16 protein-coding genes are annotated in these 20,611 nt (G+C 74.3%); 7 read left to right on the forward strand and 9 right to left on the reverse strand.

Annotation, left to right across the window (positions count from 1 at the left end; genetic code table 11):
* Positions 1–66: 66 nt before the first annotated feature.
* Entirely contained in the window at positions 67–1,398 is a 1,332-nt protein-coding gene (locus tag ACFQ80_RS16035) for an MFS transporter (protein WP_430564329.1), read from the reverse strand.
* Between the two features lie 126 nt (positions 1,399–1,524).
* Positions 1,525–2,220, reverse strand: coding sequence for a demethylmenaquinone methyltransferase (locus ACFQ80_RS16040; RefSeq protein WP_430564330.1), 696 nt, complete (start codon positions 2,218–2,220; stop codon positions 1,525–1,527).
* 161 nt (positions 2,221–2,381) lie between these two features.
* On the opposite strand from ACFQ80_RS16040, the gene ACFQ80_RS16045 reads away from it, so the two are divergent.
* The 3 genes from ACFQ80_RS16045 (at position 2,382) to ACFQ80_RS16055 (ending at position 6,844) form a co-directional block, all read left to right on the forward strand.
* Positions 2,382–3,737 carry an 8-oxoguanine deaminase gene (locus tag ACFQ80_RS16045; protein ID WP_430564331.1) on the forward strand — a complete coding sequence of 452 codons (1,356 nt, stop codon included), beginning with the start codon at positions 2,382–2,384 and terminating at the stop codon, positions 3,735–3,737.
* A 131-nt stretch (positions 3,738–3,868) separates the two neighbouring features.
* On the forward strand, positions 3,869–5,329 hold the full coding sequence (locus ACFQ80_RS16050) for a nucleobase:cation symporter-2 family protein (protein WP_430550584.1): 1,461 nt from the start codon (positions 3,869–3,871) through the stop codon (positions 5,327–5,329).
* A gap of 78 nt (positions 5,330–5,407) precedes the next feature.
* Entirely contained in the window at positions 5,408–6,844 is a 1,437-nt protein-coding gene (locus ACFQ80_RS16055; protein ID WP_430564332.1) for an isochorismate synthase MenF, read from the forward strand.
* Between the two features lie 18 nt (positions 6,845–6,862).
* On the opposite strand, the gene ACFQ80_RS16060 is transcribed toward ACFQ80_RS16055, so the two are convergent.
* Together ACFQ80_RS16060 and ACFQ80_RS16065 are read right to left on the reverse strand one after the other, a co-directional pair.
* Positions 6,863–8,401, reverse strand: coding sequence for a DUF6114 domain-containing protein (locus tag ACFQ80_RS16060; protein WP_430564333.1), 1,539 nt, complete (start codon positions 8,399–8,401; stop codon positions 6,863–6,865).
* 28 nt (positions 8,402–8,429) lie between these two features.
* The gene (locus tag ACFQ80_RS16065; RefSeq protein ID WP_430564334.1) at positions 8,430–9,020 is read right to left on the reverse strand and encodes a DUF6230 family protein; all 591 of its coding nucleotides are present in this window, start codon (positions 9,018–9,020) and stop codon (positions 8,430–8,432) included.
* Positions 9,021–9,174: 154 nt separating this feature from the next.
* On the opposite strand from ACFQ80_RS16065, the gene ACFQ80_RS16070 reads away from it, so the two are divergent.
* Positions 9,175–9,774, forward strand: a complete 600-nt coding sequence (locus ACFQ80_RS16070; protein WP_430550588.1) for a TetR/AcrR family transcriptional regulator — start codon at positions 9,175–9,177, stop codon at positions 9,772–9,774.
* A gap of 140 nt (positions 9,775–9,914) precedes the next feature.
* On the opposite strand, the gene ACFQ80_RS16075 is transcribed toward ACFQ80_RS16070, so the two are convergent.
* The 4 genes from ACFQ80_RS16075 to ACFQ80_RS16090 all read right to left on the reverse strand — a co-directional run bounded on the left by ACFQ80_RS16075 (position 9,915) and on the right by ACFQ80_RS16090 (position 14,955).
* The gene (locus ACFQ80_RS16075) at positions 9,915–11,747 is read right to left on the reverse strand and encodes a trypsin-like peptidase domain-containing protein (RefSeq protein WP_430564335.1); all 1,833 of its coding nucleotides are present in this window, start codon (positions 11,745–11,747) and stop codon (positions 9,915–9,917) included.
* A 96-nt stretch (positions 11,748–11,843) separates the two neighbouring features.
* Complete coding sequence (menD, locus tag ACFQ80_RS16080) at positions 11,844–13,682, reverse strand: 2-succinyl-5-enolpyruvyl-6-hydroxy-3-cyclohexene-1-carboxylic-acid synthase (RefSeq protein WP_430564336.1); 1,839 nt, start codon at positions 13,680–13,682, stop codon at positions 11,844–11,846.
* Positions 13,679–14,695: an o-succinylbenzoate synthase gene (locus ACFQ80_RS16085; RefSeq protein WP_430564337.1), complete on the reverse strand. Its 1,017-nt coding sequence runs from the start codon at positions 14,693–14,695 to the stop codon at positions 13,679–13,681. The genes menD and ACFQ80_RS16085 overlap by 4 nt, the downstream gene beginning before the upstream one ends.
* A 92-nt stretch (positions 14,696–14,787) precedes the next feature.
* Positions 14,788–14,955, reverse strand: coding sequence for a hypothetical protein (locus tag ACFQ80_RS16090; RefSeq protein ID WP_430550592.1), 168 nt, complete (start codon positions 14,953–14,955; stop codon positions 14,788–14,790).
* A 337-nt stretch (positions 14,956–15,292) separates the two neighbouring features.
* Here ACFQ80_RS16090 and ACFQ80_RS16095 point away from each other — a divergent pair, with 337 nt between their 5' ends.
* On the forward strand, positions 15,293–17,014 hold the full coding sequence (locus tag ACFQ80_RS16095) for a BCCT family transporter (RefSeq protein ID WP_430550771.1): 1,722 nt from the start codon (positions 15,293–15,295) through the stop codon (positions 17,012–17,014).
* A gap of 28 nt (positions 17,015–17,042) precedes the next feature.
* On the opposite strand, the gene ACFQ80_RS16100 is transcribed toward ACFQ80_RS16095, so the two are convergent.
* Positions 17,043–18,443 (reverse strand): PLP-dependent aminotransferase family protein, encoded by a 1,401-nt coding sequence (locus tag ACFQ80_RS16100; protein ID WP_430564338.1) that lies wholly within the window; start codon positions 18,441–18,443, stop codon positions 17,043–17,045.
* A gap of 117 nt (positions 18,444–18,560) precedes the next feature.
* On the opposite strand from ACFQ80_RS16100, the gene ACFQ80_RS16105 reads away from it, so the two are divergent.
* Both ACFQ80_RS16105 and ACFQ80_RS16110 read left to right on the forward strand, forming a co-directional pair.
* A complete protein-coding gene (locus ACFQ80_RS16105) occupies positions 18,561–19,484 on the forward strand; it encodes a DMT family transporter (protein WP_430564339.1) in 924 nt (307 codons plus the stop codon).
* Positions 19,481–20,458 carry a 1,4-dihydroxy-2-naphthoyl-CoA synthase gene (locus ACFQ80_RS16110; RefSeq protein WP_430550595.1) on the forward strand — a complete coding sequence of 326 codons (978 nt, stop codon included), beginning with the start codon at positions 19,481–19,483 and terminating at the stop codon, positions 20,456–20,458. Before ACFQ80_RS16105 ends, ACFQ80_RS16110 begins: the two co-directional genes overlap by 4 nt.
* The last annotated feature ends 153 nt before the right edge of the window (positions 20,459–20,611 follow it).

Raw genomic sequence — 20,611 nt, forward strand, 5'->3', positions numbered from 1 at the left:
GATCAGCTCGGCACCGCCACGTGCCGAGCTGACCCACCCGCTGCCGAACGGATCCCTACGATGGCGTCAACGGACGCCCGAGACCTCCGCGTCGTCGAGGTCGGCGCCGTAGCGCTCCTGCTCGATCTCCTTGAGGCTCTTGCCGGCGGTGTCGGGGGTCCACACGACGCCGATGACGAGCGAGGCGACCAGGAGCGCGACCATGATGCCGCCGACGAACGGCACACCCCGCTCGGCGAGCATCGTCGGGAACAGGTAGCTGAGCAGGCCCACCGCGATGCGGGCGACGAAGAACAGCACGCCCTGCGCCGACGCGCGGTACGCCGTGGCGAACAGCTCGGCGGTCCACAGCGCGTAGAACGCCTGCGCGCCGATGCCGGCGGACACGCCCCACAGGACGGCGTACGCGATGAGCAGGGGCATCGAGACGTGCGGGACGAAGGCGAGGATCATCCACGCGGCGACGGCCATGACCGCGCCGATGCCGTAGAGCAGGCGGCGGCTCACCCGGTCGCCGTACCTCATGAAGCCCCAGAAGGTGGCGGCCGACGTCAGGCCCCACACCAGCACCTGCAGCAGGTTCTGCGCGACGGCGCTCTCGACGCCCGCGGTCTGGTAGACGCGGGGCATGAAGATGCCGGCCTGCCCGGCGACCGTGTTCCACAGGGCGTAGACGCCGACGAGGAACAGCAGCGCCTTGACGTTCTGCGGGTGCGAGATCAGCTCGCGGAAGCCGCGCCGCTTGCGGCCGAGGGCGACCTGCTTGGCGTTCGACTGCTTCCAGACGTCGGACTCGGCGAGCCCGCGCCGCACCCACCAGGTGACGAAGGCGATGACGAACAGGTGCGCGAAGATGATGCGGCTTCCCAGCAGGCCGAGCGGGACCAGCGCCGTCGCGAGCACGAAGCCGACGAACGGCCCGAGCGACCATGCGAGCTGGGCGGTGCCGACGTGCCGGGCACGCTGGTCGTCGGGGGCCTCCTCCGCGATGTACGTCCACGCGACGGGCACGCCCGCGCCCACGGCGATGCCGGTGAGGACGATGCCGACGAACAGCATCCACGGCGCCCCGGCGAACACGATGAAGGCCGTGCCGAGCATGTAGAGCAGCAGGTCGTAGGTGTAGATGAACTTGCGCCCGTACCGGTCGCCGAGCGGCCCGCCGATCATGGCGCCCACCGCCGCGCCGAACGCGTTGGCGCTCAGGGCCGCGGCGAGCCCGACGGCGAGGTTGCTCAGCCCGAAGTGCTCCTGCCAGAGCGTGAGGCTGGTGGCGAGCGCGATGATCGAGCCCGCCTCGATGTAGTTGGACATCGCGACCGCGACGGTCGCCCGGTAGCCGTGCAGGCGGGTCCCGCCGCCCTGCGTCGGGCGCGTCGCGCTGTGTGGTGTCGTCATCGACCGTGCCTTCCCTGCGTACGTCGTCGTGCCGAACGTCGTCTTTGAATCGTTTCAGGATCGAAGCGACGATACGCCGGGGCCCTCGGGGACGTCAAAGCCCGAGGTCGGGACCGCGCGACGCGGTCAGGCCGGGCGCACGGCCCGGTGCAGGGCGACGATGCCGCCGGTGAGGTTGCGGTAGGACACGCGGTCCCAGCCGGCGTCGATCATCCGGCGGCCGAGGGCCGCCTGGTCGGGCCAGCTCCGGATGGACTCGGCGAGGTAGTCGTAGGACCCTCGGTCGCGCGTCACGGCGCCCGCCACCACCGGCAGCGCGCGCATGAGGTACTCCATGTACACCGTGCGGAACGGCGTCCAGGTGGGCGTGGAGAACTCGCAGATCACCACCCGCCCGCCGGGACGCACGACGCGCAGCATCTCGCGCAGCGCGGCGTCGGTGTCCACCACGTTGCGCAGCCCGAAGCTGATCGTCACCGCGTCGAACGCGCCGTCCGCGAACGGCAGCCGGGTGGCGTCGCCCGCGACGAACGACAGGTCCGGACGGCGCTCCTTGCCCACCGCGAGCATGCCGAGGCTGAAGTCGGACGGCACCACCAGCGCGCCGTCGGCGGCGAACGGCTCGCTCGACGTGCCGGTGCCGGCCGCGAGGTCGAGCACCCGCTCGCCGGGGACGGCCGCGACGGCGTCCACCACCGCGCGGCGCCACCGCCGGTCCTGGCCCAGGGAGACGAGGTCGTTGACGAGGTCGTAGCGCTCGGCGATCCCGTCGAACATCGACGCGACCTCGGCGGGCTTCTTCTCCAGGCTGGCGCGGGACATGGACGTCATGGTCGCACGCACCGTTGACGCGCCGAGCGCCGCTCACCTACCGTCGCGGCAGAGGACGGCGCGGTGCCGTCCCTCCCTGGATCGGCAGACAGGACCACTGAGCCGGCGCGACGCGGCGCCGCTCCCCCGGTGCCGCCGCCATGGAGGCACCGATGAGCACCTGGATCAAGAACCCGCTGGCCGTCTTCACCGCCGACGACGGGCCCGACGCCCCCGACGCCCGCGGCGGCGTCGTCGTCGCGGGCGGCGTGATCACCGAGCTGGTCGCGGCGGGTGCGAGCCCGTCGGCACCGGTCGACGAGACGTTCGACGCGTCCGAGCACGTGGTCACGCCCGGCCTGATCAACACGCACCATCACTTCTACCAGACCCTCACGCGCGCCTGGGGGCCGGTCGCCGACGCCGAGCTGTTCCCCTGGCTCACCACGCTCTACCCGGTCTGGGCGCGCCTCACGCCGCGCGCTCACGAGCTCGCGACGAAGGTCGCGCTGACCGAGCTGCTGCTGTCCGGCTGCACCACGGCGGCCGACCACCACTACGTGTTCCCGGCGGGGCTGGACGACGCGATCGACATCCAGGTCGCGGCGGTCCGCGAGCTCGGGATGCGCGCCACGCTGACGCGCGGCTCGATGTCGCTCGGCACGGACGACGGCGGGCTGCCGCCGCAGTCCGTGGTGCAGGACCCGGACACGATCCTGGCCGACTCCGAGCGACTGATCTCCACGTACCACGAGCGGGGCGAGGGGGCGCGGGTGCAGATCGCGCTGGCGCCGTGCTCGCCGTTCTCGGTGACGCCCTCGACCATGCGCGACACCGCCGAGCTGGCCGAGCGGCACGACGTGCGCCTGCACACCCACCTGGCGGAGACGATCGACGAGGAGGACTTCCTGCGCGAGCGGTTCGGCATGCGCACGGTGGACTACCTCGAGTCGGTCGGCTGGCTCACCGACCGGGCCTGGCTGGGCCACGGCATCCACTTCGACGACGCCGAGATCGCCCGGCTCGGCGCGGCGGGCACCGGGGTGGCGCACTGCCCGACGTCGAACATGCGGCTCGCGTCCGGGATCGCACGGGTGCTGGAGCTGGAGGACGCCGGCGCGCCGGTGGGCCTCGGCGTGGACGGCTCCGCGTCGAACGACGCGTCGACGATGATGCCCGAGGCCCGCCAGGCGCTGTACCTGCAGCGGCTCAAGTACGGCGCCTCCGTGCCGGTCGCGCGCGCCCTGGGCTGGGCCACGCGCGGCTCCGCGCGCGTCCTGGGGCGCGACGACCTCGGCGTGCTCGCCGTCGGCAAGCAGGCCGACCTCGCGCTGTGGCGGCTCGACGAGCCCCGCTTCTCGGGCTCGCACGACCCGGTCGCCGCGCTCCTGCTGTGCGGCGCGGACCGCGCCGACCGGGTGATGGTCGGCGGCGGGTGGCGCGTCGTCGACGGCGCGGTGGTCGGCCTCGACCTGCCGGCCCTCCTGGCCGACCACCGTGAGGCGGCGCGCCGACTCGTCGCGGGCTGAGGCCGCAGAAGGTCCCAGATCCACCCCCCGGAAGGGGTTGACACAGATCACACTTGCCGGTCGAATAGTGGAAGGCTTCTTCCGCACACCGGAAGAGTAAAGACCATCGATAGCGAACGAGGAGGTCCGCTATGTCACGGTCCGCTACCACCCGCGCGGCGACCGGTCCCGCCCGCCCCGAGGACGAGCGCCTGCCGATCGGCGCGACGTTCGGGTACGGCTTCCAGCACGTCCTGACGATGTACGGCGGCATCATCGCCCCGCCGCTCATCGTGGGCGGCGCCGCCGGGCTCACCTCGGCGGAGATCGGCACGCTCATCGCCGCCTCGCTCTTCATGGGCGGCCTGGCGACGATCCTGCAGACGGTCGGGATCAAGTTCTTCGGCTCCCAGCTCCCGCTGGTGCAGGGCGTGTCGTTCGCCGGCGTCTCGACCATGGTCGCGATCGTCGGGGGCGGCGGCGGGATCCCCGCCGTCCTCGGCGCGGTGCTCGTCGCGTCGGCGATCGGGTTCCTCATCACGCCGTTCTTCGCCCAGATCATCCGGTTCTTCCCGCCCGTGGTCACCGGCGTCGTCATCACGACGATCGGCCTGACCCTCATGCCGGTGGCGGCGAACTGGGCGATGGGCGGGAACGCCGAGGCGCCCGACTACGGCTCCACGAGCAACATCGGGCTCGCGTTCCTCACCTTCGCGATCGTCATCCTGCTGTCCAAGGTGGGCTCCGGCGTCGTCTCGCGGCTGTCGATCCTCATCGCGATCGTCGCCGGCACCCTGATCGCGCTCGCCCTCGGGATGGCGGACTTCGCCGGCGTCGGCGAGGGCCCGGTGTTCGCGTTCCCGACGCCGTTCAGCTTCGGCGCGCCGACGTTCGAGGTCGCCGCCATCGTCTCGATGCTCATCGTCATCCTGGTGACGCTCACGGAGACGACCGCGGACATCATCGCCGTCGGCGAGATCGTCGGCACGAAGGTGGACCGCAAGCGGATCGCGAACGGCCTGCGCGCCGACATGGCGTCGTCCGTCGTGTCGCCGGTCTTCGGCTCGTTCACGCAGTCCGCGTTCGCCCAGAACGTGGGCCTCGTCGCGATCACCGGCGTGAAGTCGCGCTTCGTGGTGTCGGCCGGCGGCGTGATCCTCGTGGTCCTCGGCCTGCTGCCGGTGCTGGGCCGCGTCGTGGCCGCCGTCCCGACCCCCGTGCTCGGCGGCGCCGGCGTGGTGCTGTTCGGGTCGGTGGCGGCGTCGGGCATCCGCACCCTGGCCAAGGTCGACTACAAGAACTCGATGAACCTCATCATCGTGGCGGCGTCGATCTCGTTCGGCATGATCCCGATCGCGAAGCCCGACTTCTACGACCAGTTCCCCACGTGGTTCGGCACCATCTTCCACTCGGGGATCAGCTCGGCCGCGCTGATGGCGATCCTGCTGAACATCCTGTTCAACCACATCAAGGCCGGCACGCCCGAGAACCCCTCGGTCTTCGTCAAGGGCACCGCGAGCAAGGCCGTCGACGACGAGCAGCTCGAGGACCTCGCCGACGACGGCGTGCTCAACCGGTCCAACCGCCGGGAGGGCGAGGCGACCTCGAGGTGAGTGGTCGGTGCAGCACACGGGGCTGAGCCGCGCACCGTGAGCGGGGCGTGGCGGACCGTCGGGCGTACCCTGGAGCCGATGTCCGCCACGCCCCTGCCGGCGCCGCGCCCCCACCCGGGCACGACCACCGGCACCAGCCCCGATCCCGCGACAGCGCCGGCCACGGAGCCCCTCGCGCTCCTGGTCCGCACCTCCCGGATCGACGACCTTCCCGGCGGTCTCACCGCCCTCGTCGACCTCCTGCCGGACACCCGCCCGCTGAGCTGGGTGCGGCGCGGCGACGGCATCGTCGGCTGGGGCGAGGCGCTCCGCTTCGACACCTTCGGGCCCGGCCGGTTCGCCGACGCCGAGGCCGCCTGGCAGGCCACCCTCCAGCGGGCCGTGGTGCGCGACGACGTGCGCCTGCCCGGCACGGGGCCCGTCGCGTTCGGCACCTTCGCCTTCGACGACGCCGGCCAGCTCGACGACCAGGACGGCGACGACGCCGGCCACCCGCGGCCGGACGGGTCGCTCGTGGTGCCGCGCGTCGTCGTCGGGCGCCGTGCCGGCGTCACCTGGATGACCACCATCACCCCCGGCGCGAGCCTCGACGCCGTGCCGGGCACCGCCGCCCTGCGCCGCGAGCCGCGCACGGACGTCGCCGCCCCCGGCCGGGTCCGCTTCGCCGACGGTGCCGTCGCCGCCGCGGACTGGCCCGCCGTCGTGCGCGAGGGCGTGGCCCGCATCCAGTCGGGAGGTCTCGAGAAGGTGGTGCTGGCGCGCGACGTCCTCGCCACCACCGAGCATCCCCTGGACCCGCGGTGGCTGCTGCGCCGCCTCGCCGACCGCTACGAGGCCTGCTGGACCTTCTCCGTCTCCGGCATGGTGGGCGCCACCCCCGAGCTCCTGGTGCGCAGCGAGAAGGGGCTCGTGACCTCCCGCGTGCTGGCCGGCACCATCCGCCGCGAGGCCGGGATGTCCGACGACGACGCCCTGCTGCACGCGGCGCAGCTCGCCCGCTCCTCCAAGGACCTCGAGGAGCACGAGTACGCCGTGCGCTCCGTGGCGGCCGCGCTCGAGCCGTTCTGCTCGTCGATGAACGTGCCGGACGCCCCGTTCGTGCTGCACCTGCCGAACGTCATGCACCTCGCGTCCGACGTCACGGGAGTCCTCGACCGCGTCCTCGACCACGGCCGCGACGCGGCCGGGCGGGCGCCGTCCTCGCTCACCCTGGCGGCCGCGCTGCACCCGTCGGCCGCCGTGTGCGGGACGCCGACGAACGTCGCCCGCGACCTCATCCGCGAGATCGAGGGGATGGACCGGTCCCGCTACGCCGGTCCGGTCGGGTGGGTCGGCGCCGACGGCGACGGCGAGTGGGGCATCGCGCTGCGGTCCGCCGAGCTCTCGGCCGCCGACCCGCGGCACGTGCGGCTGTTCGCCGGCTGCGGCATCGTCGCCGCCTCCGACCCGGAGGCCGAGCTCGCCGAGTCCGAGGCGAAGCTCGTGCCCATGCGGTGGGCGCTCGGCGCGGACTGACGCCCGACGCCGAGGCGCCTACTCCTCCCAGACCTGCTCGCGGAAGCCGGACCAGACCTGCTTGTCCGAGGTGGCCCCCATGAGGCCGATCCGCGCGTCGGTCAGACCGAGCAGCATCTCGACCGGCGACGCGCCCGCCGCGATCTTCTCGCCCAGCTCTGCCCAGTCGTCCCCGTCGGGCAGGTCCGCGTGGATGGACGAGATGTACATCTGCGCGTCGCCCTCCATCGACACGTAGTCCGCGTCGGTGACCGTGCCGCCGACCTTGCCGTTGTTGTCGGCGTAGGTCTTGAGCCAGAACCCCGGCACCTTGACGTAGTCGACGTTGATGCGCAGCGCGTCGCGTCGCGGACCGTCGTTCGTCACGGGCACGTTGACCACGTCGATGCCGTTGATGCCGGTGAGCGGCAGCTGCAGGTCCCGCGTCTCGAGCTCGCCGTCGACGGAGAACACGTTGGCGTCCTCGCGCTTGCCGCAGTCCCCCGGCAGCGAGACGTTGATGTCGTACTCGCCGCCGAACGTGATCCGCGCGCAGGGGCCGAGCTCGAGCTTGAACTCCTTCTCGACGTCGTCCTGCGCCTGCTCCTCGGCCGGGGTGTCCTCCTCGGCCTTGCCGTCCTTGTCGGCGTCCTTGCCGTCGGCGTCCTTCGCGTCGGCGCCCTTCGGGGCGTCGTCCTCCGCGCCGGACGCGTCGGCGGCCGTCCCGTCGCCGGCGGACGCGCCGTCGTCCGTCGCCCCGGTGCTGCTGTCGTCCGTGGCCTCGCCGGAACCGCCGGCGTCCTGAGACGCGGACGGCGAGGGGCTGGGCGTCGACTCTTCGTCGTCGTCGCTGCCGCAGGCCCACTCGAGCCACCCCAGCGGGTCCCAGCAGTCCGACGCCGCGCGCACCTGCGACGCGGGCGCCGCGGCCGCCTCGACCGCCGTCGTCCCCGTGCCCCCGAGGGCGAGCACGGCGACCGCCGCGACGACGGCCACGTGCCGCCCACCACGGGCCGGCTCCTCGTCGAACGGCAGGATCTCGGCGAGACCGACCTCCTGCACCTCCCGCGGGTCGGCGGGCGCCGGGGCGGCGTCGCGGTCCGGCGCCGTCGCGGGCACGTCGTCCGCCGCAGGCTCCGCCTCGGCAGCCTCGGCCGCGGGCCGCGGCATCCACGAGACCGCGAGGATGCCGCCGACGACGCCGAGGATCATGCCGACGCCGAAGCCGCCCAGGTTCACGCCCAGCAGCGAGTAGACCGAGATCGCCAGCGTGATCACGCCGTAGAACACGCGGAACTGCGGCTGCGTCATCACGAGGGCGCCGAGGAGCACCAGCGCCACGGGCAGCAGCGTCGACTGCATGCCCTCGATGCCGAGCTGGATCTCGAAGTTGTCGATCTGCAGCCGGCCGGAGAACCACAGCACCAGGCCCGACAGGATCGCGAGCGTGCCGCCCCAGAAGGGCCGGTCCCGCCGCCAGGCGGCGAACCGCTGGCGGCGGGTGGCCGGCACCTCCGGGGTCGACGCCGCGGACGGCTCGGGGCACGCCTCGGGGATCGAGGTGCTCTCGTCGCTCACGCCTGGTCTCCCTGGTCGCCGGGGCCGCTCAGAAGCACTCGGTGCCGTCGGAGATCTTGAGGTGCAGGTCGGTGAGCTTGAAGACCGCGGCCGACGTGCTCGTCGAGACCTGCTTGAGGTCGTCGATGGTGATCGCGTCGGAGTCCATCGCGAAGTCGCCCTTGCTGCCGTGCGCCTTGGTGTTCACGGTGGAGGCGTCGACGCCGATCCGGATCTGGTTGAACTGCGCGGTGCCGCGCAGGTCGCTCATGCCGATCTGCAGGTCGGTCGCCGTGACCGGGTTCTTGGGGTCGGTCCCCGCGGAGATGAGCAGGCCCAGCGGCATGCCGGGGACCTTCACCGACTGGCACAGGTTGTGCAGCGTCGCGTCCTTGATGTTGGCGATCGCCACGGGGCGCGACTTGCCGTCGGCGTCCTTGGACTCGCCGGCGTACTGCGAGAAGCCGGTCCCGTCGAGCTTGTCGGCCGCGATCTTGAACTGCTGGCCCGAGATCGCCATCGACACCGGAACGGCGCCCTGGGCGACGCCGCCCATGAGGACGCCGATCACCGCCACCGTCGGGACCGCCGCGAGCATCGCACGGCCTCGACGCGTGCGCGTCAGTGCGCTGAGCTTCATTTCCCCTCCAACAGACGACATGGCGACCCCTGTGTCGCCGACGAGTGGCGACGGTACGCCCCTTACTGAGGCGGCGTCAATAGCAACGGTTGCCCGCGGCGCTTCACCCTGCGGGCGACGCCGTCACCTCGTGAAACGGCCATATGCTCGGGTCATGGCAGTCGCGCGACGCACCCGGATGAGCCCCGACGAACGCCGGCAGCAGCTCGTCGCGCTCGGGGTGGCCGCGCTGGCCGACCGGCCCCTGGAGGCCGTCACCGTCGAGGACCTCGCGGCGCAGGCCGGCGTCTCCCCCGGGCTCGTCCACTACTACTTCGGCAACCGCCAGGGCCTGCACTCCGCCATCGTCCGCACCGCGCGCGACGCGATGCTGCACGCCACGCAGCCGCGGCCCGAGCTGCCGCCGCGCGAACGCCTGCGCGACACCCTCGACCGGTTCGTGGAGTTCGTGCACGACCACGACGCGACCTTCTACTCGCTCGTGCGCGGCGCGGCGTCCGGCGACGAGCACGTGCGCGCCACCATCCAGCACGCGCGCGACGTGCTGGCCGGGCACCTGCGCGACGCCTTCCAGGAGATCGGCGTCGCCCCCACCCCCCTGCTCGAGGTCGCGCTGCACTCCTGGATCTCGTTCGCCGAGCAGGCGCTCGTCGAGGCCGCGACCGACCCCGACATCGCCCCGTCCGACCTCGCCGACTTCCTCGAGCGCAGCGCGCTCGGCGTCCTCGCCGCCCTGCACCCCGCGGCCGACTGAGCCAACCCGCCGCGCTCCCCCTCGGACCCGCCGGTCCGCGCACGGCAAAGCCCCGCGGGCCGCGACGGGGAGGGGGAGTCGTCGCAGGCCCGCGGGGCTGCTGGTGCGGCCGGCCGGTGCGCGGACCGGCCGGCCGCGGCTCAGTTGTTGCCGCTGCCGCCCTGGAGCAGGTCCTCGAGCCAGCCGGGCAGGTTGCCCGGGTCGGTCGAGTCGGAACCGCCCTGGCCCTGGTCCTGACCGTTCTGGTCACCCTGGTCCTGACCGTTCTGGTCACCCTGACCCTGGCCGTCCTGGCCGTTCTGGCCGTTCGGGTCCTGGCCGTTCTGGCCGTTCTGCCCCGAGCCGCCCTGATCCGTGGCCGACTCGTCGCGGACCGCGAGGGTCACGTCGACGGTCTGCGTCTTGCCGTCACGGACGTAGGTCAGCGTGACCTTCTGGTCGGCCGCCTTCTCCCGGACGTACGCGGTGAGCGACTCGGCGCCGTTGACGGCGTCGTCGTCGATCGCGACGATCACGTCGCCGGCCTGGAGACCGGCGTCCGCGGCGGGAGACCCGGACGACACCTCGGCCACCTGGGCGCCGCGGCGGGTGACGCCGTCGGCCGTGGCCGTCGCGTCCTGCATGGTCACGCCGAGGAAGGCGTGCTCCGCCGAGCCGTCCTTGATGAGCTGGTCGGCGATGTTGGTCGCGAGGTTCACCGGGATGGCGAACCCGAGCCCGATCGAGCCGGACTGCTCGCCGCTCATGCCGCTCGACATCGTCGCGATCGACGACGTGATGCCGATGACCTGGCCCTGCGCGTTGAACAGGGGGCCGCCGGAGTTGCCGGGGTTGATCGCCGCGTCGATCTGGATCGCGTTGGTGACGACCTGCGTGCTGCCGTCCTCCCCCGACGCCGAGACCGGGCGGTCCACCGCCGACACGATGCCCGTGGTGGCGGTGTTCGCCAGGCCCAGCGGGTTGCCGACGGCCAGCACGGCGTCGCCCACCGTGACGTCGTCGGACGAGCCGAACGACGCGGGCTTCAGGTCGTCCGGCGGGTTCTTCAGCTTGACGACGGCCAGGTCGGTGGTCGGGTCGGTGCCCACGATGGTCGCCTCGTACAGGCGGCCGTCGGACAGGGTGACCTGCACGGTGTCGTCCTGCGCGCCCGAGACGACGTGGTTGTTGGTGACGATGTGGCCCTGGTCGTCGAAGATCACGCCGGAGCCCTCGGCGCCGCCGGACTGGCTCTGCACCTGGATGGCGACCACGGACGGGGCCACGGCCGTCGTGACGGCCTCCCAGTCCGGGTTGCTCGAGGTCGAGTTCTTGACCGGGGCCTCGTCGGTGGACTGCGCGGACGAGCCGACGCTCGCCAGCGACGACGGGTTGCCCGCGTCGAACGCGCCGGTCGCCGCGGCGGTACCCAGGCTCGCGAGGACGGCCGCGATGACGGCCGCGCTGGCCACGGGGACCCAGACGGACCGCTCGCGCTTGGTGGCGGTCCCTCCCCCGGGCCCCTGCTGCGAGGACGTCTGGCCCAGGGCGTACGGGTTGCCCGGGCCCTGGCCGTACGGCTGGCCCTGCGGGTGCTGGCCCTGCTGCGGGTGCTGCACCTGCGGGTGCTGACCCTGCTGCGGGTGCTGCGCCTGCGGGTACTGCTGCGGCGCACCCTGCGGGTGCTGCTGCGTGGAGTACGGCGACCCGGGAGCCATCTGCCCGTAGCGCGGCTGCTGGGCGCCGTGCTGCTGCGACGCCTGCTGCGGAGCGGGCGGCTGCGGGGGCCCCTGGGTGGGGAGCTGCTGGGTCGGCTGGACGATGAGGTGCTGGGTGTCCTGCGTGGCCGGCTGCGGCGCGGTGCGGTCCGCGGCGCCCGGCTGCTCGCCCGGCTGGACGGCCGGCCGCTCGGTCGGCTGCTCAGCGGGGTTCGCGCTCCGGTTCGGCTCGTCGGCGCCCGACGGCTGCGGTGCGCCCGGGGTGTCGGTGCTCATGGTGCCCTCCTCGATGTGTGCCTCCAGGAGACCACCCCATCCTGGCGGGGCGCTTGGTTCAACCTGAGAACTTCCTGCGAATCGTGTCGTCGCAGGTCAGAGCGCCTCCCGTACCGCGGCGGCGACGCGGGCCGCGAGATCTCGCGTCTCGGCGAGCCGGTCGGCGCGCGGCACGTGCACCTCGATCACCTGCACGCCACGTGTCGGCGCCTGGAGGGCGTGCCGCAGCGAACCGACGTCGAGCACCAGCTGGTGGTCCACGCCGTAGCCGGCGCACAGCTGGGCGAGGTGGGCGCCGTGCGGCGTGCCGAAGACGCGCTCGAAGGTGGCGGCGCCCTGCGGGGACGACGTCGCGAGCTCGCCGTGCTCGAGCGTGGCGAAGATGGACCCGCCGTCGTCGTTCACCACGACGATCTCCAGGTCGACGGGCGGCTCGTGCGGGCCGCGCAGCAGGCCTCCGGCGTCGTGCAGGAACGTGAGGTCGCCGACCAGCGCGCGCGTGCGGCGGCCCTGGCGGGCGGCGGCGTGCGCGACTCCCGTCGCGGTCGACACGGTGCCGTCGATGCCGGCCAGCCCGCGGTTGGCGAGCACGTCGGGCAGGTCGCCGGCCTGGGGGTGGTCCAGCCCGAGCACGAGGTCGAGGTCGCGCACGGGGTTGGACGAGCCGACCACGAGCAGGTCGTCGGGTCCGAGCACGGACGCGACGGCGCGCGCGACGGCGAGCGCGGCATGAGGGGCCGTCAGCAGCCCTTCGGCGACGGCGGCGTCCGAGGTCGCGGCGTCCACGACGGCGGCGGCCGCGCGTCCGGCGGCCAGCCACCGGTCGAGGAACCCGCCGCCGTCGCCGGCGCGGGCCCCGACGGGCGCCGTCGGCGACGACCACCGGTCGGCGAGCGCGGGGACGACGACCTCGGCGTTGCGGGCGGCGTCCGGCCACGGCCCGCCGCCCGGCGCGACGACCGTGACGACGACGTCGGGCCGCCCCAGCAGCCGCAGCACGGGGCGGGACAGCGTCGGGCGGCCGAAGACGACGACGTGCTCGACGTCGCGGGTGAGCTCGTCGACGCCCAGCACCGAGCGGTACGCCGCGACCGCGTTCGGCCCGCCGCACGCGCCCGACGACGGCTCGGCGAGCAACGGCCAGCCCTGCGCCTCGGCGACGGCGCGGGCGACAGGTCCCGCGCCGTCGCCCGCGACGACGAGCGTGCGCGCGGGGTCGCCGTGCAGCGCCGGGTCGTCGCCCGGCGCGGGGGCGGGGGGCACGACGGCCGTGCGGCGGAAGCCGGCGGGCCAGGTCTCCTCGGGCGGGACCGGCGCGAGCGGCTCCGGCGGGTGCAGCGGGTCGCGGAACGCGACGTTCACGTGCACGGGGCCGGGGTGCCCGTCGCGCAGTCCCTGCGCCGCCGCGAGCGCCCGGCCGAGCGTGCCGAGCAGGTCGCGCACCTCGCCCGCGCGCCCGTCCGGGGCGGGGAGGTCCACGTCGTACCGCACGGCGGTACCGAAGATCCCCACCTGGTCGGTGGTCTGGGAGGCGCCCGTGCCACGCAGCTCGTGCGGCCGGTCGGCCGCGAGCACCACGAGGGGCACGCCGGTGTGGTGCGCCTCGAGGACCGCGGGATGGAGGTTGGCGACGGCGGTGCCGGACGTCGTGACGACGGCCACCGGCCGCGGCAGCGCGACCTGCTCGCCGTCCCCGACGCCGCGGAGGACGGGCTCGGCCCCCCGCGACAGGCCCAGCGCGAGGAAGCCGGCGGACCGCTCGTCGACGCGCACGTGCAGCGTGAGCAGTCCCGTGTCCGCGGCCTCGGCGAGCGCGTACGCGAGCGGGGCGGACCGGGACCCCGGCGCCAGCACGACGTCCCGCACCCCCTGCAGCGCGAGGTCGGTCACGAGCGCCCGCGCCGCGACGAGCGACGGCGGCAGGACGGCGCTCATGCGGCCTCCTCGAGCAGGGCGGACAGTCGCGCGTACCGGGCGAGCCAGCGCTCACGGGTCGCGGTGTCGGGCTCGGCCGCGGCGAGGGCGTCCGCGTCGGGTGCGGGACGGCGCACGGGCAGCGCGCCGTCCACCGGTAGCAGCGGGTCGGCGACGACGTCGTGGGCGAGGAGCTGCGACGTCGCGAGGCCGCAGGCGTAGGGCAGGTCGGGCAGCGCGGCCGCGAGCGCGACCCCGGCGGCGAGGCCGACGGACGACTCCAGCGCCGACGACACCACGACCGGCAGCCCCACCTGCTCGGCGAGGTCGAGGCAGGCGCGCACGCCGCCGAGCGGCTGCACCTTGAGCACGACGACGTCCGCGGCATCCTCGCGCACCACCCGCAGCGGGTCGGCGGCGCGACGGATCGACTCGTCGGCGGCGACCGGGACGGGCGAGCGCAGCCCGCGGCGCACGGCGGCCAGCTCGGGGACGGTGGCGCAGGGCTGCTCGACGTACTCCAGGCCACCGGCGGCGGCGTCGAGCACCGGGATGCGGGCGAGCGCCTCGTCGACGGACCAGCCACCGTTCGCGTCCACCCGGATCGCCCCGACGCCGGGACCGTGCAGCTCGTCGAGGGCGGCGCGGACCGCGTCGACGCGGGCCTCCTCCGCCGCCAGCGGCTCGAGCGGGCCAGGTCGCCCGTCGACCGCGGGGCCGCGCTGCGCGACCTTCACCTTGGCGGTGCGGCAGCCGCCCGACGCGAGCACGATCTCGCGCGCCCGCTCGGGCCCGACGGCGGGCACGGTGACGTTGACCGGCACACGGTCGCGCACGGGGGCGGGGAAGCCGACGTCGGCCGCCTCGCGCGCGGCGCGCAGCCACGTCGCGGACTCCGCGTCGTCGTAGTCCCAGAACGGGGACAGCTCGCCCCAGCCGGCGGCGCCCCGCAGCAGCAGGCCGTCGCGCACGTCGAGGCCGCGGAACCTGGTGGTCAGCGGGGTGCGGTACACGATCTCACGCAGCAGCTGCACCCGTTCAGGTTACTGGCCGCCACGCGGGCCGGTCGCGGGACGCGGGCGCGCCGGGGCCCCGCCGACGCCCCCGCCCGGAGGTCGCCCTGCGGTCAGTCGGTGAAGTCCACCAGCTCCGGCACGTACGTCAACGGGCTCGGAGCAGGCCGGCCACCGATGCGCTCGGCGTCGCGGCGGACCGTCTCGGCGTCGTACACGAAGATCTCGTGCGCGACGTCCTCCGGGTCCACCACGTCGTCGTCCGGTTCCCGCACGCTCATGACCTCAGCGTGCGCCCGCCCGGTGCCGGCGCCGGGGAGGAGCCCGGGCGTGCCGCGACAGGAGCGAGCCCACGGTCCGCAGCGGTTGCAGGAGGCGACCAGGTACGAGACGGTCGGACGCCGTCCCACCTGGGTCGCACGGAGCCGACGTCGAAGTCACGGACGGGGTCATGCAGTGAACGAGCAATCGGACAAGGTCGAACATCGCGGCGCGAAGCGGCACGCGCACGACGCGGCGGACAGGGTCGGCCGCGCCCTCAGGTCGCCCACCGCCGAGGTGGTGCCGCACCCGGCCCTGGACTACCCGATCGGGATCGACGAGCAGCGGCGCAGTCCGATGGACTGGACCGTCTTCGGGGTCACCGCAGCCGTGGCCGTCGCCTTCCTCGTCTGGGGTTTCGTCGACACGGACAGCCTGGCGAGCGCCTCCAGCTCGGCCCTGGGCTGGGTGACCACGAACATGGGCTGGCTCTTCGTGCTCACCGCCAGCCTGTTCGTCGTGTACAGCCTGTGGCTGGCGATCAGCAAGTTCGGCGCCATCCCGCTCGGCGCCGACGGGGAGGCACCCGAGTTCCGCACGGTGTCCTGGGTGGCGATGATGTTCTCCGCGGGGATGGGCATCGGGCTGATCTTCTGGGGCGTCGCCGAGCCGCTCGCCCACTACGTGGACCCGCCGCCGGGCACCGTCGACGCCGGCGACCCCGAGGCCGTCCAGCACGCGATGTCCACCACGATGTTCCACTGGACCCTGCACCCCTGGGCGATCTACGCCGTGGTCGGGCTGGCGATCGCCTACAGCGCCTACCGCAAGGGCCGCAAGCAGCTGATCTCCTCGGTGTTCGAGCCGCTGCTGGGCCGGCACGCACGCGGCCCGGTCGGCAAGGTCATCGACATGCTCGCGATCTTCGCGACGCTGTTCGGGTCGGCCGCCTCGCTCGGGCTGGGTGCGCTGCAGATCAAGAGCGGCCTGCAGGTCGTCGGCTGGGCCGGCGACGTGGGCAACGGCATCCTGGTCGCGATCATCGCGGTGCTCACGGTCTGCTTCGTGCTCTCGGCGGTCTCGGGCGTCGCCCGCGGCATCCAGTGGCTGTCGAACATCAACATGGTGCTCGCCCTGGCGCTGGCGGTGTTCGTCTTCGTGGTCGGGCCGACGGTGTTCATCCTGAACCTCATCCCGAACTCGATCGGCACCTACTTCCAGGACCTGGCGATGATGGCGGCCCGGACCGGCGCCGACAGCGCCTCGACCCCCGGCGGTGTCTCCACCAGCGACTGGCTGGCGCAGTGGACCGTCTTCTACTGGGCCTGGTGGATCTCGTGGACGCCCTTCGTCGGCATGTTCATCGCCCGGATCTCCCGCGGCCGGACGATCCGCCAGTTCGTCGGCGGCGTCCTCCTGGTGCCGAGCCTGGTCACCATCGTGTGGTTCTGCGTCTTCGGTGGCGCGAGCCTCTTCCTCCAGAAGGGCGGCACCGACATCGCCGGCGCCGGGGAGACGGAGGCGCAGCTGTTCGGGATGCTCGGCGAGTACCCGTGGCAGTCGCTCACCACCGTGGTCGTGATGATCCTGGTCGCGATCTTCTTCGTCTCCGGCGCGGACGCCGCCTCCATCGTCATGGGCACGCTGTCGCAGCGCGGCAGCGCCGAACCGAGTCGCCCCAACGTCGTCTTCTGGGGCGTCGCGACGGGTGCGGTCGCCGCGGTGATGCTGCTCGTGGGCGGGAACGACGCGCTCACCGGCCTCCAGAACCTCACCATCCTGGTCGCTCTGCCGTTCGTGGTCGTGATGGTGCTGCTGATGGTCTCGCTGACCCGGGACCTCAACCAGGACCCCATGATCGTGCGGCAGAAGTACGCCCGGGAGGCCGTCAAGCAGGCCGTCATCGCCGGCGTCACCGAGCACGGGGACGAGTTCGCGATCGCGGTCGAACCCTCCGACCGGCCGATCACGCCCGACGGCATCGAGGTGCCCGCCGAGGTCGATCTCCCTGGCGACGTGGTGGCCCGCGCGGAGCCCACCGACAGGGCCGACCGCGACGCCGAGGAGCCGCAGCCCTGACGCGGACGGCGCCGGGCACCCTGGGCGGCTACCCGCGAGCCCCGGCGCCTCCGCCGGCCGACCGGAGCACCTCGACGACCCGCGGCACGGCCGAGCCCTGCACCCGCGCGGCGCCCACGACGACGCCCCAGGACCCGGCGTGCGCCGACGTGCCGGACAGCGGCTCGGCGGGGACGTCCACGGCTCGCAGGGCCGCCACCGCCGTCGCCTCGGCGGCGGCGTCCGGCAGCCGCACGACGAGGTGCAGTCCGGCGGCGACTCCCTCGACGGGGAGGTGCGGCGCGTCCCGCGCGAGCGCGTCGAGCAGGAGCCCGCGCCGCTGCTTGTAGATCAGCCGGGCCCGGCGCAGGTGCCGCGCGTACGCGCCGTCGGCGATCAGCCGGGCGAACGCGGCCTGCTCCGGCACCGAGCAGCCGAGGTCGGCGCGGCGCTTGGCGTCGACGAGCGCGTCACGCACCCCGGGCGGCGCGACCACCCAGCCCAGCCGCAGCGCCGGGGACAGCAGCTTCGACACCGAGCCGAGCAGGGCGACGTGCGCGGGGGCCAGCCCCCGCAGGGCGCCGACGGGCTGCCGGTCGTACCGGAGCTCGGCGTCGTAGTCGTCCTCCAGCACCAGGCGGTCGCCGTCCTGCGCCCAGGCGACCAGCTCGCGACGCCGGTCGGGCGCCAGCACCACCCCGAGCGGGAACTGGTGGGCCGGCGTCACGACCGCCGCCGCGGCGTCGGGCAGGGCGTCGGTCCGCAGCCCGCGGTCGTCGACGGGCACCGGGACGATCTCCAGGCCGGCGTCGCGCAGCTGCGCGACGACCCCGGGTGACGCCGGGTCCTCGACGACCACCCGCCGACCGCCGCCCCCGCCCGCGAGCACGTCGCCGAGCAGCGCCAGCCCCTGCGCGACGCCGCTCACGATCACCACGTCCTCGGCCTCGACCGGGGCGGCGCGCGCGGTCCGCAGGTGCGCGGCGAGCGCGTGGCGCAGCTCGAGCAGGCCCTGCGGGTCCGGATAGCCCAGCTCCGCGTCGGGCAGCCCGCGCATCGCGTCGCGCACGGCGCGCGACCAGGCCGCGCGGGGGAAGAGCGCCGGGTCGGGCGCCCCGACGCTGGCCGGGCGATCGGTCCCGCCGCCGGGGCGCGCGGGCCGGGGCGTCGTGCCGCGCGGCGGCCGGTCGAGGTCGGCGACGACGACGCTCGAGCGCGGGCGGCTCTCCAGCACCCCCTCCCCCACGAGCTCGTCCACGGCCGACGCCACCGTGCCCCGCGAGACGCCCAGCCCGGCCGCCGCGGAGCGCGACGACGGCAGGGTCGCCCCGGCCTCCAGCCGCCCCGTCGCGACGGCGTCCCGCAGGCCGTCGCGCAGCCACGCGCCGACCTCGGTCCGCGGGCGCGCGCCGAGCACGAGGAGCAGGTCCTCCGGCTGCAGCCGCCTCATCGAGCCACGCTCCTCCTCCGGCCACGACCCGCATCGGGCCACACCTCGTCTGGCCCAGTGAACCAGGACCGAACTGGCCCTGCCCACCGGACCAGGTGAGTTCGTAGCGTCGACCGCATGACCACCTCGACCGACCCCGCCGGCGTCACCGGCGCGTCACCCCGCACGGACGGCCTCGCCGGCGCGTACGCCCGCAGCGCCGCCGCGATGGCGCTCGTGGGCGCGTCGTTCACCGCCTCCGCCGCGCTCGCCGACTACCCGGTGCCGGGCGGGCAGGCGGTGCGCTACGCCGTCGCCGCCCTGTGCCTGCTCGCCGTGATGCGGTGGCGACGGGTCGCGTTCGTGCTGCCCAGCCCGCGCCAGGCCGCCCGCCTGCTGGCGCTCGCGGCCACGGGCCTCACCGGGTTCAGCGCGTTCGTCGTCCTCGCCACCCGGCACGCCGAGCCCTCGCTGGTGGGGGCGGTCGTGGGCGCCACGCCCGTCGTGCTGGCCGGGGCGCAGGCCGTCCGGGAACGGCGCCTCGCCCCCCGGACGCTCGCGGCGGCGGTCGTCGTGACGGCGGGGGTGGCGCTCGTCGAGGGCCTCGGGTCGGCCGACCCGCTCGGCCTGCTGCTCGCCGTCGGCGCGCTCGCGTGCGAGGCGGCGTTCTCGCTGCTCGCCGTGCCGCTGCTGCCCACGCTGGGACCGCTGCGCGTCTCGGCGTACGCCTGCGTCGCGGCGGTCCCGCAGCTCCTGGTGCTGGGCCTGCTCGCGCCCGGGCCTCTGCTCGCCGTGCCCGAGGGCGGCGAGCTCGCGGCCCTGGCCTACCTGTCCGTCGTCGTCACCGCGGTCGCCTTCCTGCTCTGGTACACCGGGCTCGCCCGGGTCGGCCCCGCCCGCGCCGGGCTCTTCGCCGGCCTGATGCCGGTCGCCGCCCTGGTGACGTCGCTCGCGCTGGGCGTCGAGGCGCCGACGGCGCACGGCGTCGCGGGAGCGCTCGTCGTGGCGGCGGGGCTCGTGCTGGGGCTGACGTCCCGGCGACGAACTAGGGTGACGGCGTGAGCAGCGCACCCCTCCCCCGGACCGTCTCCCACACGTTCGACCCCGCGCGGTGGCGCGAGGTGTCCGGGTTCGAGGGCCTCACCGACCTCACCTACCACCGCGGCGTGGAGCGCGACGCCGACGGCGCCGTCGTCCGCGACCTGCCCGTGGTGCGCGTCGCGTTCGACCGCCCCGAGGTGCGCAACGCCTTCCGGCCGCACACCGTCGACGAGCTCTACCGCGTGCTCGACCACGCCCGCATGACCTCCGACGTCGGCACGGTGCTGCTCACCGGCAACGGGCCGTCCCCGAAGGACGGCGGCTGGGCGTTCTGCTCCGGCGGCGACCAGCGCATCCGCGGCCGCTCCGGGTACCAGTACACGACCGCCGACGACGGCGGCGGCGAGGAGCACGGCGCGGACGCCGTCGACCCGGCCCGCGCCGGGCGGCTGCACATCCTCGAGGTGCAGCGACTCATCCGCACGATGCCCAAGGTCGTCATCGCCGTCGTGGACGGCTGGGCCGCGGGCGGCGGGCACTCGCTGCACGTCGTGGCGGACCTGTCGATCGCCTGCCGCCAGCACGGACGGTTCAAGCAGACCGACGCCGACGTCGGCTCGTTCGACGGCGGCTACGGGTCGGCGTACCTGGCCCGGCAGGTGGGGCAGAAGCGCGCGCGGGAGATCTTCTTCCTCGCGCGCGAGTACTCGGCGGACGACGCCGAGCGCTGGGGAGGCGTCAACGAGGTGGCCGAGCACGACGACCTCGAGGGCCTCGCCGTCGAGTACGCGCGCACCATCGCCGGCAAGTCGCCGCAGGCGGTCCGGATGCTGAAGTTCGCGTTCAACCTCGCCGACGACGGCCTCATGGGTCAGCAGGTCTTCGCCGGCGAGGCCACGCGCCTCGCCTACCTCACCGACGAGGCCGTCGAGGGCCGCGACGCCTTCCTCGAGAAGCGCGACCCCGACTGGTCGCGCTTCCCGTACGCGTTCTGACCTGGCGCGATCCCTTCCGCGCCCGCAGGGGCGCCCTGGCGTCGGGGGCCGGCGCCACCGGGACCTGTGACCCGCCGCCGGGCACGTCCCCGGATCTCACCCGCGCGCCCGGACGACGCGGACGGCCGGGCCTCCGCACCGCCGGTAGCCTCC

Origin of the sequence: Isoptericola sp. NPDC056578, assembly GCF_042793275.1 — a bacterium.
Taxonomy (GTDB): Bacteria; Actinomycetota; Actinomycetes; order Actinomycetales; family Cellulomonadaceae; genus Isoptericola.